This window comes from Micromonospora alfalfae, assembly GCF_022230925.1.
In the GTDB taxonomy this organism is placed as follows: domain Bacteria; phylum Actinomycetota; class Actinomycetes; order Mycobacteriales; family Micromonosporaceae; genus Micromonospora; species Micromonospora alfalfae.
The window spans coordinates 303,831-318,724 of the sequence record NZ_JAKKFH010000011.1 but is presented as its reverse complement, the minus strand read 5'-3'; the positions used below and the strand labels follow the sequence as shown (position 1 = coordinate 318,724).

12 protein-coding genes are annotated in these 14,894 nt (G+C 68.4%); 7 read left to right on the top strand and 5 right to left on the bottom strand.

Annotation, left to right across the window (positions count from 1 at the left end):
* Positions 1-138: 138 nt before the first annotated feature.
* Positions 139-1,668 (bottom strand): PIN-like domain-containing protein, encoded by a 1,530-nt coding sequence (locus MED01_RS12165; RefSeq protein WP_238668623.1) that lies wholly within the window; start codon positions 1,666-1,668, stop codon positions 139-141.
* Between the two features lie 551 nt (positions 1,669-2,219).
* Positions 2,220-2,981, bottom strand: a complete 762-nt coding sequence (locus tag MED01_RS12160; RefSeq protein WP_238668622.1) for a hypothetical protein — start codon at positions 2,979-2,981, stop codon at positions 2,220-2,222.
* A gap of 557 nt (positions 2,982-3,538) precedes the next feature.
* On the opposite strand from MED01_RS12160, the gene MED01_RS12155 reads away from it, so the two are divergent.
* The gene (locus MED01_RS12155) at positions 3,539-3,847 is read left to right on the top strand and encodes a hypothetical protein (RefSeq protein WP_238668621.1); all 309 of its coding nucleotides are present in this window, start codon (positions 3,539-3,541) and stop codon (positions 3,845-3,847) included.
* A 375-nt stretch (positions 3,848-4,222) separates the two neighbouring features.
* Here MED01_RS12155 and zwf read toward each other — a convergent pair whose 3' ends face one another.
* The gene (zwf, locus tag MED01_RS12150) at positions 4,223-5,716 is read right to left on the bottom strand and encodes a glucose-6-phosphate dehydrogenase (RefSeq protein WP_238668620.1); all 1,494 of its coding nucleotides are present in this window, start codon (positions 5,714-5,716) and stop codon (positions 4,223-4,225) included.
* 458 nt (positions 5,717-6,174) lie between these two features.
* Here zwf and MED01_RS12145 point away from each other — a divergent pair, with 458 nt between their 5' ends.
* Both MED01_RS12145 and MED01_RS12140 read left to right on the top strand, forming a co-directional pair.
* Positions 6,175-6,708, top strand: a complete 534-nt coding sequence (locus MED01_RS12145; protein WP_238668619.1) for an SUKH-4 family immunity protein — start codon at positions 6,175-6,177, stop codon at positions 6,706-6,708.
* Positions 6,709-6,719: 11 nt separating this feature from the next.
* Positions 6,720-7,208, top strand: coding sequence for a hypothetical protein (locus tag MED01_RS12140; RefSeq protein WP_238668618.1), 489 nt, complete (start codon positions 6,720-6,722; stop codon positions 7,206-7,208).
* 120 nt (positions 7,209-7,328) lie between these two features.
* Here the strand turns inward: MED01_RS12140 and MED01_RS12135 are convergent, their stop codons facing one another.
* Positions 7,329-7,958 (bottom strand): 4a-hydroxytetrahydrobiopterin dehydratase family protein, encoded by a 630-nt coding sequence (locus MED01_RS12135; RefSeq protein ID WP_238668617.1) that lies wholly within the window; start codon positions 7,956-7,958, stop codon positions 7,329-7,331.
* 188 nt (positions 7,959-8,146) lie between these two features.
* Positions 8,147-9,106 carry an AraC family transcriptional regulator gene (locus MED01_RS12130; RefSeq protein ID WP_238668616.1) on the bottom strand — a complete coding sequence of 320 codons (960 nt, stop codon included), beginning with the start codon at positions 9,104-9,106 and terminating at the stop codon, positions 8,147-8,149.
* A gap of 103 nt (positions 9,107-9,209) precedes the next feature.
* Between MED01_RS12130 and MED01_RS12125 the strand changes: the two genes are divergently transcribed.
* The 4 genes from MED01_RS12125 to MED01_RS12110 all read left to right on the top strand — a co-directional run bounded on the left by MED01_RS12125 (position 9,210) and on the right by MED01_RS12110 (position 14,880).
* Positions 9,210-10,067, top strand: a complete 858-nt coding sequence (locus MED01_RS12125) for a Rossmann-fold NAD(P)-binding domain-containing protein (protein WP_238668615.1) — start codon at positions 9,210-9,212, stop codon at positions 10,065-10,067.
* A complete protein-coding gene (locus MED01_RS12120) occupies positions 10,064-10,567 on the top strand; it encodes an anthrone oxygenase family protein (RefSeq protein WP_238668614.1) in 504 nt (167 codons plus the stop codon). Before MED01_RS12125 ends, MED01_RS12120 begins: the two co-directional genes overlap by 4 nt.
* A gap of 230 nt (positions 10,568-10,797) precedes the next feature.
* A complete protein-coding gene (locus MED01_RS12115) occupies positions 10,798-11,337 on the top strand; it encodes a GNAT family N-acetyltransferase (RefSeq protein WP_238668613.1) in 540 nt (179 codons plus the stop codon).
* A gap of 663 nt (positions 11,338-12,000) precedes the next feature.
* Positions 12,001-14,880, top strand: a complete 2,880-nt coding sequence (locus MED01_RS12110) for an ATP-binding protein (protein WP_238668612.1) — start codon at positions 12,001-12,003, stop codon at positions 14,878-14,880.
* Positions 14,881-14,894: the final 14 nt, after the last annotated feature.

Genomic DNA, 14,894 nt, shown 5'->3' with positions numbered 1-14,894 from the left:
CCGGGGCCGGCAGACGAGTGATCGCGGTCGACGGCAGGACACTGCGCGGCAGTGGGCCGACCGGGGCCCAGGTGCACCTGCTGGCCGCACTGGACCACGCAAAACAGATCGCTCGAAGCGCTACTGCACCCGCAGGTCTCAGCCCCGCCGGTGAAAATCGACCGTCTCAGCATCGATGCGTACACCGCGCGGCCTGAAGCCGGCGGCAGCGATCGCCTTGCCGAGAGAGTTCTGCGATGAGTACCAGTAGGGGAGGTGCTTTCTGGCGGAGGGTGCCAAGGTGTCTCCGAGGATGTCTTCGATTTCAGCGAAGGTCATCGAGGTCGAGTCGGCCCTGATCGCGCTGAGGTAGTCGGCGAGCGGCCTGTACTTGCCGGCTGGCTCGAACTCCACTTCCGTGTCTGATCGTGGCAATCTCGGGCCAAGGATCTCCGTGACCTCTGGGGGGATCCGTACCGCGTAAAGCCGTCCGGGGCCGCGGTACAGCGCCGTCAGCATGGGAGTTACCGCTTCAGGCAGACGCTGTTCGGCCTGCAGGCTGGCGGTGATGCGGGCGGTTGGGCGGGTGAAGCCAACCAACAGTCGGTCGTTGCTGTAGCCGCATATCGCGTAGACGGCATCGCGGCTGATGGTGCCACCCTGGCGAGCGGCCTCAAGGATAACCTCGGCCAGATCTCGTCGGCTCTCAATGCGAAGCCGATCCAGCAGGTCGTCCACGGTCTCGGCGGTCCACTCTCCGACGCTTACCTCGTCCGCACCCGCATCTATGACGTCATCGATGTCAGAGCGGCTGGTGCCGGCGTCCTTCGCGGAGTTCGGGTTCACCTGCACGTTGAGGGCGTCCGAGTGGTCGAGTAGGTCACTGGGACGCATCAGAAACAGCCTGTGTCCCGTGAGGTCGAAGAACTCTCTCGTCATCTCCTGGCGCGGTCCGATCAAGTCTCCGCCCCGTCGCCACCACCAGTCTTCCTTCTCGTCGTTGGTGACGATAACCAGGTCTAGCTGACGGGTCTTGGCCTCTTCGCATGCCTGGATGTATACGAGGAAGTCGCCTGCGGCGCCCTCCGGATTCTGATCGCTTTTCTCCGCATCCAGGTAACCGGGCGGCACCACGTCGGCTACCCGCTGCTTCCCCTCGTCGATGAGGGCAGACCAGCGGCCGTCGTCGGGGCGCGGAAGCACCTTGCCGTCGAGAAGGTCTGTCAGCCTGTGCAGGACAGGGTCCTCGTCGGTCGGTGTGGATGGGTGAACGCGATCTGGCGCGGCGCCGTCGACGGCGGTCCGCAGCTTGTCGAAGATTTGTCCCACGTCGGCGTGTAGGTGCTGCAGCTGGGATTCATCCAGTGCGACCTGTTTGGACCAGCTGTCGAGGGCGCGCAGGGCTGCCTGCTGGCTCTTGTCGAGCGCGGTACGTGCATCGTTGTTTGCTTGTTCCGGGTTGCCGATCGCTTTGAGACGGTTGCGGTGAAACTCTAGAATTGCCTGATGGGGTACGACGAGTCGATCGCCGAGCTTGTCGAGAACCGCCAGTAGATCGTTCGTTGTCCGCGGGTTGTAGCGGTACAGGTTGAGAAGCACGTTGGCGTCGACTGCAACCAGCGCTGCGGTGAGCGCTTGGCGCTTCTCCGCAGTGGTCACTACCCGGTAGCCCTCGAATCCGTCGAACAAGCCGGCCATCATTGCCTTCCGCCAGGGTCCTCCGGGGCTGACCAATCTCGCAGCGTGCCGAGGTCATTGAGATTAGCGAATCGCCACGGGTCCTGGGAACTATGGAAATCCGGCGAAAGGTGGGTAGGGCCGGCCGGTGGCCCCGACCACTGTCAACCCTGGCCTGCCGCTGACGAGCTGACGGCGGCGTCCGGTGTCCGGAACCGCTGCAGCCGTCGTGTGAGTGCCCTGTGCACGGGTCGTTGCGGGACAGCATCGAGAGCGCACCGTCGCGTGGCATCTCGGAAGATCGAGACGGCCCCTTTGTCGTACCTGGCTGACCAACTGAGTGACTACGCCTCAGCGTCGAAGATCCGGTGCACGGCGACAGCGCCGCCCAGCGAGTACTGGCCGGTGACCGTCGTGCCGGAATGACTACGCGACGGGCCCTGCGGGCCGCCCTTGACCCCGGAGCCTCTGCGACCCTCGGGCCGGCTATTGCCGGCAAGCCAGGGGTCTGCCGGTGGTGCACGCGCCGCATCCCCACCACGGCCTCGTCGGGGCGTGCGTCGTCAATCCCCGCTTGACGTTGGGAGGGTCTTCACGATCGTCCCTGCCAAGGTCGTCGCCTTCTCTTGAGCCATGGCGGTGATTTCGGAGGCAGAGTTCTGCTTGCGAGGCCAGAGCGTGAGCGCTTCGATGCTGATCAGCAATGATCCATGTGCGAAGACCAGCCGGGCGTCGCCAGGCAGATAGTCCACGCCTGCATCGATTTCCGGGTTTACTCGTTTCACCGTCGCCGTGGTTAGCCGCGCGCTCGTCGACTCGATGGTCAGCGCGCGTGACCCCCACCGGGCAGTCGCTTGGCCGATGTTGAGGCGGAACTCGTCGCTCGGGCAGCGTGCAGTTCGCGCCCTGGTCGCGGCGGCGACGGCCGCAGACGCATCGGGCAGATGGACCACCCTGACGTCCAAGAGGGTCATCGGGCGCTGGATGTTCTGGAAAGACGCGACGGGGTTGACCTCAAGGCCAGCGGCCCAAACTGCATCAAGCTGCAACCCGGCCCCCTTTGCCCGGTCCGGATCGGCGATCAGCAAGTCGCAGGGTTCGTACTGCGCCTCGCCGGTCTCGATCTCTCCCTGCCGGATGTTGTTGCCTACACCGGCCTGCTGGACCAGCCCGCCGATGGTCGCCATCAGCGCCTGCGGCTCGTTGGGTAGAGCCGAGCGCGTGGGGGTCACTGACGGCGGCGGTGCCGACGGGACTGGCTGTTCCACGCAGCCGGCAAGTCCCGCCAATACCAGCACGCTCGCGATGAGCGGTTTTCCGCGCATTCGATCACCCACACTCATGGATCACCCGATTCCATTCGGGCCGCAGCATACTGTTCTCCGCCTTCGACGGCTGCCCGTGCCGTTTGGCGACGACGTGAGGGCGAAGTCGGGGCCCACACCCGTGACGGCGAGACAAGGATGTAGGCCACCGTGGTGCCGGTGAGCGATGGCGCTGGCGGCTGGTTACCACCTCGGTGACGATCGACACGGGCAAAGGCGGACGCCGGTGAACGCTGGCGGATCGTTCGGCAGCTCAGTCAGTCCGCCTCCGCAGCTAATCGACTGGTGATCGTTCCTTCACACCGAAGGTGTGTGCCCGGTCCACAGCGGACCCGACGGGCACCGCGCGCAGCCGGTGATGTCGCAACCTTGCACATTGGCCGCCGCGTGGATTGAACCCATACCGCGGAGCAGGTCTGTTCCACGATGTGCGGACTCACGGCGCGGAGATGGGCTTGAAGAGCAGGAGCAGCCCTTTGCCCCACACCAGCCGCCAGCAGTCATGATCTCTTCAGGACGAGGGCAATATGATCGGTGGCCCACGTCAAGGAGGTCAGATGGAGACATGGCGCTTCGTGGCCGCTGTCACGATGATTCTGGCCATGGGCCTCATCGGTGTCGCCCTAGCGACCAACTTTCGAGGCGTGACTGAGTGGCACATGCGCCGGTCGATGGCGACCGCGAGTGTGTTACGGCGAGTTCCGCCGTGGCGCTGGCGTCAGAATGCCCAGTACGACGAGCGTTTGGCGCGTTTCGTTCTGCTGGAGCGGGCAATTGGCGTGATCTTCGCTGCGGCCAGCGTCATGTTCTTGATCGTTCTCGTTCATGGGGTTCTGTCCGGCGAGCCGATGCCGTCGAGCAAATGAGGAAGGCGACGGTCAACAGCGGTCACCTCCTGGACGTGCCGGACAGTAGGGCGACGCAGTCCAAGAGGGTTTCCACAGGTCATCGACTTGCGGAAACCCTCTTTGTGTTCGTCTGGCGCAATCTCTCGCCGTGTGAGGCGCTGCTGGAACCCTGAGGTGGTCTGCCGGCTCAGCGCTTTGGCGGCTCCAGCGCCGGCCTCGCCGCGGAGCGCACAGACGTCGACAGGTGCCCGGCTCGGGCTCCTGATCGCTGCCCCGGGCAGGAGAGCCGGTCATCAACGTCGATGACCGGCTCACTGAATGGACCGCGCTGCGCGTCAAAGGTGAGACCAAGCGATCGGGCTCAGCAGCGCGGTCACACTCGTTCCGGCAGGGTCACGCGGAGTTGCGCCACTTGCGGCCGTTCCGGCCGATGAGCCGGTCGGCGTCGGTCGGGCCCCAGGAGGCGGCCTCGTAGGTGGGGATCGGAGAGTTGTCCTTCTTCCAGTTGTCGATGATCGGGTCGACGATGCGCCAGCACTGCTGCACCTCGTCGCTGCGGATGAACAGCGACGCGTCACCGATCAGCGCGTCCAGGAGCAGACGCTCGTACGCCTCCGGGGACTCCTCGACGAACGTCTGGTCGTAGGAGAACTCCATCGTGGCGGTGCGGACCCGGAAGGAGTGGCCCGGCACTTTGGCACCGAACCGCAGCGAGATGCCCTCGTTCGGCTGGATCCGCAGGATCAGCGCGTCAGCATCGAGGCCGGTGAGCTGGTCGGTCGGGATCGGCAGGTGCGGCGGCCGCTGGAACTGCAGTGCCACCTCGGTGAGCCGCGCCGGCAGGCGCTTGCCGGTGCGTACGTAGAAAGGCACCCCGGCCCAGCGCCAGTTGTCCACGTTGAGCCGCATCGCGGCGTAGGTCTCGGTCCGCGACAGGGGGTCGACGCCGGCCTCCTCGCGGTAGCCGGCCATCAGCTCCTCGCGGGTGCCGCCCCGGGTGTACTGTCCCCGGACCGCGGCCTCGGCGATGTCCCGGTCGGTGGGGAGCCGGATCGCCTGCAGCAGCTTGACCTTCTCGTTGCGGAGGCCCTCAGCCTCGAATGAGGCCGGTGGCTCCATCAGTGCCAGCGCGAGAACCTGAAGCACGTGGTTCTGCACGATGTCCCGCATCGCGCCGGCGTCCTCGTAGAAGCCGCCGCGGCTGCCGACGCCGAGCGTCTCGGCAACGGTGATCTGCACGTGGTCGACCCAGGAGCGATCCCAGATGGGCTGGAAGATTGAGTTCGCGAAGCGCAGCGCCAGCACGTTCTGGACGGTGTCCTTGCCCAGGTAGTGATCGATACGGAAGACCTGGTGCTCGTCGAACGCGTTGTGCACCACGCCGTCGAGTTCGCGGGCCGTGACCAGGTCGCGCCCGTATGGCTTCTCGATGACCAGGCGGGAGAAGGAGCCTTCGCGTGCCTGGTTGAGCCCGACACCGGCCAGTCCGTTGATCACCGGCTCGAAGGCCCCGGCCGGGGTGGACAGGTAGAAGAGCCGGTTGCCGGACGTGCCCCGCTGTGCGTCCAACTCGTCGAGGGTCTCCACGAGCCGCTTGTAGGTCTCCGGGTCGTCGTAGCCGCCGGCCACGTACCGTACGCCCCCCTGGAGCTGGCGCTTGCTGGCGAGGGTGCGTTCGCCGAGGGCGCTCTCGGCGAACTGCTCGTCGGTCATCGACGTACGGGCGACACCGACCAGCGCGAACTGGTCCGGGAGCCGCTCGTGCCGAGCCAGGCTCTCGATTGCGGGCAGCAGTTTACGCCGGGTCAGGTCACCGGAGGCACCGAAGATCACCAGTGTGGCCGGCGGGGCACTCCGCTCCTGGATGAGCTGAGATGCGTGGTCCATGGTCTGCGTTCCTCCGGGCACAAGGGGTGTGGGCTTTGGGGCTGTGCTGTCGTGCAGGGATTGTGCGGGCTCTGGCGTTCGTGTCCGGGGGCCACGCGGCGTGGCCCGTTGGTGACGGAGCTTGAGCGTCGCATGCCGGGCTGACGGGTAGACGATTCGGTGCGGTCTGTCGGCGTACGCGGTGGTGGTACGAATGATCGTGGCCGGGCAGCCCGCGGAGGTCAACGGGCTCGCGACGGCGGCGCGGGGGACCGCCAGGGTGCCGGCTGCGGGAGCAGCCCATCGACGAGCAGGGCCGCCGGCTGCCCGGCATGTGATCCGCCAGGTGATGTGCGACAGGTGTCGGCAGCTAGGCGGCAGGTTGCCGACGACGAAGCGCCCTGTCAGGTCGAAGATGGGATACCTGGCCGCGACGATCCCGGGGTGCTCGAGAGCTTGCCCGGACTACCCTCATCGGCGTGCCTGTCGATGACCTTCCGTTGCCTCCTGCGTTCGAAGCGGTCACGGCCTGGGCTGGCACCGGGCGGGTGGTGCGTGCTACCGAGCTGGACGTGGCGACGTGGCGGCTTCCCGAGCAGCAGAAGACCGCACTGGTCTCCTGTGGCGTGCCGCTGATCGATGACCTCGTCAGTGCGGTGTCATTCGACGCAGAGCCAACGACGTACCGGTTGGCGAACTCCGACGACGCGCGCTGGGTGTACGGTGCCGCGCCGGGGACAGGTGAGGTGCGGATATGGTCGCCGGACGGCAGCGCCGCGTTCGTCAACTCGACGATCATCCAGTGGCTGTGGTCGCTGCACATGGTTGGTAGCTGGCTGACCAGCTCAACCGTCATCGACCGCTGGGACGATGACGGACAGGCCGAGGAGCGAGCGCTCGCGGAGCTCACCGACCTGTTGGGACGCATCAGGGACCTTGACCCGCCCGCGTTCGGGGACGGCGACCATGCAACTCACTTCTGGCCCGGGGTGCTCGACCGGTGGCTCTACTGATCGTTGAGGCTGTGCGTCACATCCTGGACGACCCTTCGGGCTTGTCGCCGAGAGCTGCCCACTTCCTCCGCCAAGTCGCGGAGCGAACGTCGTTCGAGCTTTCGGATGGGCCCACAGCCGACGAGCTCCTAGCCGGCGACGGCGCCGTGGTCTACTGCTTCACGGGCCCCGGCTCGTCGCCGGTGGTGCCCGTCTTCCCTGGCGTCGACGCACTGCTCGAAGCCGGGGCGCTCTACCACGATTGCGCCACGTGGATTCCGGTGTCGCTCGATGATGCGCCTGGCCTGGCGGCGGTCGAAGCACACGCGGCCCGCCTCACCTTGATGCGGGAGGCGTGCGGGTACACCGAGCGCTGGTGGGAGCAGGACGGTTTCCGGCTGCACGTCTGGAGAACGTTCGCCGCCGTGTTCCCCGGCGCTGGTGCGCGGTGGGCAGTGTGGGCCCGCGACCATGCCGGCGAGCTGGCCGCCCGATCCTTCCTGACTCAGGCGAGGACGTAGCTGCTCTTCTGGTGAAGCCAAGGCGTGCCGCATCATGCGGAGTACGACACGCTGGCCGAAGTGGATGCTCCTGTTGAGTGTCAAGCTCTCGGCGGGCGGACCAGGCAGGCTGAAACGGCGCTATTCGCGGCCCACCCAGGTAGCGACGCAAGCCTCGTTGCCCTCGGCGTCAGCCAGTACCCACCACATCGGCGCGTGCGCCTCGGAGACGAGGTGGCCGCCTGCGGCCAAGGCTGCGGCGATGCGGGCCTCGGCTTGATCGTGCGGGACGGCGATGTCGAGGTGCATGCGGTTGCGTTGTGGACGCGCCGCTTCCATCTTCTGCAACCCGAAGCCTGGGCCGCGGCGTGCCGGGTCGGCCAGGTAGTTGTCGCCGACCTCGCGGTAACCGAGCAGCGCCCGCCAGAATGGCAGCACCTTCGCGCTGACGAGTACGTCGAGGGTGACGTTGATGAGCTGCACGGCGGTCGGGTCGGCGGGAATGTTCAGTGCCCTGGCGGCGGCCGAGATCTGCCGGGCCAGCCCGATGTCGCGCCGAGACAGGGACACTGTGACGCCGGCGTGGCGCAGGTCGATGTTGAGGTACGGCTGCTCGGTTTCGCTGGCGAGCTCACCGATCTCATCGACGAGCGCGATGCCCTCGGCCAGCGAACCGGTCCGGAAATAGGCCGAGACCACGTGGTACAGGGACCGCCAGTCCTCGACACCGTCGGCCTCGTGGAACTGCCCGGCGGTGATCTGCCCAGTCATGCTGGCGAGGCTAACATCGGCGACGTGGCCACCCCTCCGACCGAGCGGAACCGCGTGCCGCAACCGTCAAGGGTGGCAGCGACCCGGGGACCAGGTGGGGACCAAGGGTCGTACCTCGGCACATGACACGGCAACCGCGCTGCGGGTCGTCGACCTGCGACGGCAGTGCCCGGCCAGGCTCGGCACGGTCATCCCACTGGAGTGAGGTCAGGCGACCCGACGGCCTGCCGGTGTTCGGCCGGGCTGAGACCGCGTACCCGTTTGAAGGCCGCGCTCAGTGCGAATGAGCTGCCGTAGCCGACCTGGCGGGCCACCGCGGCGACGGTGGCGTCCGGCTCGCGCAACAGGTCGGCGGCCAGCGCGAGCCGCCAGTTGGTGAGGTACGCCATCGGTGGCTCGCCGACCAGTTCGGTGAACCGGCGGGCCAGCACCGCCCGCGAGGTACCGGTTTCGGCCGCGAGGGTGGCCACCGTCCAGGACTTCGCCGGGTGGTCGTGCAGCAGCCGCAACGCCCTGCCGACCACCGGGTCGCCGTGCGCTCGATACCAGGCGGGCGCCGCCGCGTCCGGCCGGGAGAACCAGGCCCGGAGTACGGCGATGAGCAGTAGGTCGAGCAGCCGGTCCAGGACCACATCCTGCCCCGGCTCGTCCTTGGTCATCTCGTCGCCGAGCAACGGGATGAGCGGGCTGTCCAGTGCCCCGGCCGGCAGCACCAGGAGATGGGGCAGGACCCTCAGCAGCCGTTGACTGACCTCGCCCTGCAACTGGTATGTGCCACTGAGCAGCACCGCCGCCCCGTCAGCGCGTTCGCCCCAGGTCCGCATACCCAGGTCCATCACTTCGCACAACTCGTCCCCGGTGGGCGTGGTGCTGTGCTCACCGGGATGAATCACTGCCTGCGGCGCTGTGGCCGGGTCGTCGGCGATCGTGTACGGCTCCGGGCCACGGATGATCGCGACATCGCCGGGGCGTAGTGGCACCGGAGCTCCCCGGTCCGGCACCACCCACGCTGTGCCGCGCAGCATGGTGACAAGGGTGAGGGGCGCGCGATCCTGGATCCGTACCGACCAGGGCGGGTCGAACACCGACCGCATCAGGAACGCACCGCGCGCCCTGGGCCCGTCCAGCAGCCCCGCGAGCGCATCCATGCGCTCAGGTTAGCCCTGTGACGTGGGCGGCCGAGACGCCGGGACATGCGATCGAGAGTCTCGCCCATTCCCGGTGCGCTCGCCCTCGACTTGACTGGCTGACATGACGAAGACCGTTGATGAGCAGCCAATCCTCGTACTGGGCGGCACCGGCAAGACCGGCCGCCGGGTGGTGGATCGGCTCGCCACACTCGACCGGCCGGTGCGGGTCGGCTCCCGCTCCGGTGAGCCGCCGTTCGACTGGACCGACCAACGCACCTGGGCACCCGTACTCGACGGGGTTTCGTCGGTCTACCTGGTGTACTACCCGGACCTGGCCGCGCCGGACGCCCTCGCGACGATCCGCTCGTTCACCGAACAGGCGGTGTCCGGCGGCATCGAACGGTTGGTTCTGCTTTCCGGCCGGGGCGAGGAGGAGGCCAAACTCAGCGAGCAGGTGGTCCAGGACTCCGGTGTGGCCTGGACGATCGTGCGGGCGAGCTGGTTCAGCCAGAACTTCAGCGAGGACTTCCTGACCGACTCGATACGCGGCGGCGAGGTGACCCTCCCGGCCGGGAACGTGCCGGAGCCGTTCGTCGACGCCCTCGACATCGCCGACATCGTGGTCGCGGCGCTGACCGACGACGGGCACGCGGGGCAGCTCTACGAGGTGACCGGCCCGCGGCTGCTCACCTTCGCCGAGGCGACCTCGGAGATCGGCGACGCGCTCGGGCGGAAGATCCGGTACCGATCGGTCTCGCCCGAGGAGTACGCCGCCGTGATGGCCGGGTACGACGTGCCGGCGGAGCTCGCGGCGGTGCTGACCGAGCTGTTCGGCAAGGTGTTGGACGGCCGCAACGCGCAGCTCGCCGATGGTGTGCAACGGGCCCTGGGCCGCAGCCCGCGCGACTTCACCGACTATGCCCGGGACGCCGCCGCCGCTGGTGCATGGAACACGTCACCCGGTGGAGTCCGGGCATGAACGCCACAGTGGCTGCCTGGTCGGCGGCGGTGACCCTGGCGGTCACGGGTGCGATCACCGGTGTCTACTACGCATTTTCGGTGGCGGTGATGCCCGGGTTGAACGCCGCCGACGCCGGCACCGCGATCCGGGCCATGACGAGCATCAACCAGAGGATCCAGAATCCGCTGTTCTTCGTCACGTTCTTCGGCCCGCTCGTCGCCGCCACGGTGACCGGAGTGTTCCTGTTGACCCTCGGGAAGCGGTCGGCGGGTGCGCTGTTCCTGTTGGCCGCGGCGGTGTACCTGGTGGGCGCGTTCATCCCGACGGTGGCCATCAACGTGCCGATGAACGAGAACCTCGGCGCCGCAGGCGTGCCGGCCGATCCTGCGGAGGCGGTCCGGGTGTGGGCTTCCTACTCGTCGGCCTGGACGTGGTGGAACTCGGTACGCGCCGGCGCCAGCCTGATCAGCCTGTTGCTGGCTGGTCTCGGGGTCTACCTCTCGGGCACGTCCCGATGACGTCGCCGTCCGTGCTGGCAGGGTGGCCAGTTCTGAAAACGTGGTCAGCGTGCGAGGTGTTCATCGATGTTGGACAGGGCGGCCGGCGTCGAGCCGCTGCGCGTCACGGTGGGCACCGGCGCGGTAGCGGCGGGAATGCTCGACCTGGTGGTCCACACTCGACTGCAGGGGCTTCCCGGCCGGGAGCACGTCGGAGCGTGGAGCGCCGTACCAGCTGTTAGCGTCGTGGAATGTTTGCCACCGACCGGGTTCGACTGCGCCCGCCCACGCCCGACGACGCGCCGAACATGTTCCTTCTGCTCGGTGACCCCGAGCTGCACCTGATCACAGACGGCGAGCCATTCCTGCCGCGTCACGTCGGCCAAGTCCGGGCCCGGCTGGAGAAGCAGGTCACCGAGCCGCCCGACACTCAGGCGATGGTGTCGCTGCTGGCCGAAACCGTGGCCGACGGCGCTTTCCTCGGTGGCAGCACGTTGTGGGGGATCAACGCGTTCAATCAGTACGCCCACCTCGGCGTCGCCCTGCTACCTGAGGCGCGCGGCCAGGGGTATGGGGCCGAGGTGATCCGGCTGCTCTGCCGGTACGGCTTCCGCAACCGCAACCTACGCCGCCTGGAATTGGAGACGCTGGCCAGCAACACGGCCATGCGGCGGACCGCGGAGACGTGCGGCTTCACGCACGAAGGCACCCAGCGGGAGCGCGAGTACGACGGCGACGGCTTCGTGGACATGGTGAGCTACGGTCTGCTCCGGCGAGACTGGACGCTGTAGCCGGTCGGTTCAACGTCTGGTTCTTCGCCGGGACCTTGCGCCGGGTAGCGCAGGGGCGGGCGCTCGGCCCGTTTCCGTCGGCCGGATGCCTGCGGCTTTTCTGCGCGCGTCTCTAATGTGCTTGTTACGTCTGCATGTTGCTGTTCGCATGTTGAATATTGGCGACAGGCGACAGGCGACAGGTGACAGGCGACAGGCGCTGGCGGTGGGATTCCAGCCATTTTTGCCGTGGGAATCCCGTGCCGTCGGCTCATCAGGTGGGATGAACGTCGCGGCTGAAGGGTCGCGGTAGGAATATGACCGCTTCGGGCGATTCACTATAGACGGCCATGATCGTGACGGTATTGAATTAGGTGCGGTCCTCCGATGATTGTCCGGATGGGCCGGCCGTACGCCCTCGTAGCCCGGCAGTGGCCTGGGGATCGTTGGCGATAGCAGGGTCCGGCACGTGCCGGGTGATTTATTGGGCTTCCGGGACATCATTCCGCACTTCTGGCTACCGGTCTTTTTCTGCGGGTTGTGGTGCGATGTCGGAAAGAACTGCATCTCGACGCCACCTGTCAAATATGGGTTGGCCGCGCGGGTATGTTTCGACACTCGGCAGTGCTCCGGTAGAGTGCGACCAATTCCATTGACTGTGCCGGAAGGCGTCTGGTCTGCGTGATGACACCTGGGCTGGAAAGCGCATCATCGAGCTTGCGCTTCGTTGGGCGACGACCACAGTTGGCACGTATCGGGACTGCCCAGGCCACCGTGCTGAGCCGTGGCTGGCAAATGGTTTGCGAGGTCGTCGGAGAGCCGGGCATCGGCAAGACCCGGTTCGTCCGCGAGGCCCTGGCGCGGTGCGACTCCACAGTCCCCTGGGCCGTCGGGACCTGCTCGCCGGATGAGCGAGGAGTCCCCTTCCATGTGTTTCGACACGCCTTCACGAAGGGGCAGTCACTCCGACGCGGGGTGCGCGCCGGGCGGCCCATCGCGGAGAGCTGGGCGGAGTCCGTCGCGGCGGTGCCAGCGGAGCCGGCGCGGGCGTCGGACGCCCGGCGGTTCCGGACCTACCAGCTGGCTCGCCGGCTGATCGCCCTGGCGGCCCGGGACGGTCTGGTGCTGGTTCTCGACGACCTGCACTGGGCGGATGCCTCCTCCACCGGTCTGATCGCCCACCTACTGCGGTATCCGGTGCCCGCCCCGCTGCTGCTCGTGCTCGTCTACCGTCCGCGGCAGATGGCGACCCCGATGCCGTTCGGGCTACCAGATCCCGACAAGCACGCCGATGCGGAGCCGACGTCACACGACCGGATCGAACTCGGCCCTCTCAGCCTTGCCGAGGTCGCGCTCCTGCACCCCGACACCGACCAGGTGGAGCTGCGCGCCCGGTACGACCTGACCGGCGGCAACCCCGGTTATCTGGCGGTGCTGCCGAGCGACAGCACCTCGAACAGCGCAGACCCGATCCGTGAGGCACCTGGTGGCCGGCTGTCCGACGCGGCGGTGGCCGTGCTTCGCCGCGAGTGGACGGACCTACCGCCGGTCGAGCTGGCCTGTCTGCGGGCCGGGGCGATCGTCGATGCGCCCTTCACCGCGGACCTGCTCGCCGAGGTTGCGCAGGTCCCGACGTCACCGGCGGTCGAGGCCTGCTGGCGGCTGGCCCGACTCGACCTGATCCGCCGCGTCCCCGGCACTGGACGTTTCGCCTTCCGGCACCCGGTGCTGCGGATGGCGGTCGCTCAGGACACCGACACGCAGTGGCAGGTGGAGGCGTGCGCGCGGGCGCTCACGGCGCTGGTCGATCTGGGCGCGCCACCAGCGGATCGGGCCCGCTACGCGGAGCGCCTGCTCGCCCTGCCCAACGGCGGCTGGGTCGACCGCTGCGTCAATGTGCTCTGCCGGGCGGCGCAGGAGGTCCGACGCGAGACGCCGGACCTGGCCATCCGCTGGCTGCGGCTGGCGTTGCGTGCGCTGCGGCCGACGGCCGGTCTGACGCAACGTCGCCAGGACGTGTCGCTCGCGTTGGCCGAGATCACCGGGGAGGCGGGGGATCTGGCCGAGAGCAGGGCCCTGCTCCAGGAGATCGTGCCGCTCTTCCCCGCCGACCCGGAGGGACGGCGGGCGCAGGCAGTAGCTCTGTGGGCGCGCGTGGAACGTCTGCTCGGCAACTACGCGGAGGCGGCGGCCATCAGCCGGCGGGAGTTGTCCGTCCTGCCACCCGATGCCGGACCCAGCGACGGCTACCGCCTCGCCACCGAGATCGGCGTCGCCGGCATCCTGGCCGGCCGCCCCGTGACCGGGCTGCCCGACGTGCTCAGCGGAGATCTCGGCGGCTCCGGCGCGGACCGGGCCAGCCTGCTGGCGGTGCGTAGTTTGGCCGCCGCACTCGACGGCGCACTAGACGACGCCCGGGGCTTGCTCGATGCCGGCGCGCGGATCGTCGACTCGCTGCCGGACCGGGACCTGCGGGACCATCCCGACTGCTTCACCGCACTCGGCCTGAGCGAGTTGTACCTCGAACGGCAGGCCGACGCGGTGCGGCACCTCGACCGAGGGCTGACGCTCGGCCGTGCCGCACACCGCGACGACGGACTGTGCCAACTGCTGCTCGGTCGCAGTCAGGTGGCCTACCACGGCGGGCAGCTGAACACCGCCATCGGGTTGGCCACCGAGGCGGGCATCGTCGCCCGGCGCATCGGCAGTCACCACCTGCTGAGCTTCGCCCTGGCGTTCGAGGCGGAGGCGACGGCGTGGCGTGGTGGCCTCCGCGACGACGAACGGGCGGTGGCGCTGGCCCGCAGCGCCGCCGGAATCGCCACCGACCTCGCCACCTGGTGCGGTCGTACCGCCGCGACGGCGCTGGCGACCGCGGCGCTGCTGTCGGGTGATCCGGCGACCTGCGCCGACCTGGTGCGCTCGGCTGGCGGTGACAGCCGGCTGAGCCGTCTTCAGGCGTCCCTCCGACCCAGGTGGTACGAGCTGCTCTGCGCCGCCGCGCTCGTCGCGGGCGACGTGGCCGACGCCGAGCGGCAGGCGCGACTGGCACTGGCCGAGGCGGATCAGGTCGGGCTGCCCGGGCAGCGGGGGTTCGCCGAGTCGGCGTACGGCGAGGTGCTGCTCGCCCGCGGCGAGGTCCGGGCGGCGCTGCCGCACCTGGAGACCGCGGCCGACCTGTTCCGCGCCGGCGGGATGGTGCTACGGCGCAGTCTTGTCCTGGCCTCCCTGGCCCGGGCGGCCGAAGCCGCCGACCAGGCTGGCCTGGCGGCACGGGCCCGCCGTCGGGCGCTGGAACTGGCCGGGTGGTGCGGAACGGAGCGGGTCGGCCTGCGACTGGCCCGTCCGGTCGGCCCGATCGGGGTCGCCGCCCTGACCGACCGGGAGTGGCACATCGCGCGGTTGGCGGCGACCGGGGCCACCAGCCGACTGATCGGGCGGCAGCTGAACATCAGCCCCCGGACTGTGGAGGCGCACCTGACCCGCCTCTACCGCAAGACGGGCGTCGCTTCCCGGTCGGGCCTGGTCGCCTGGGTGGCTCGGCTCGATGACACCGATCGATGACTGCGTTCCAGGCC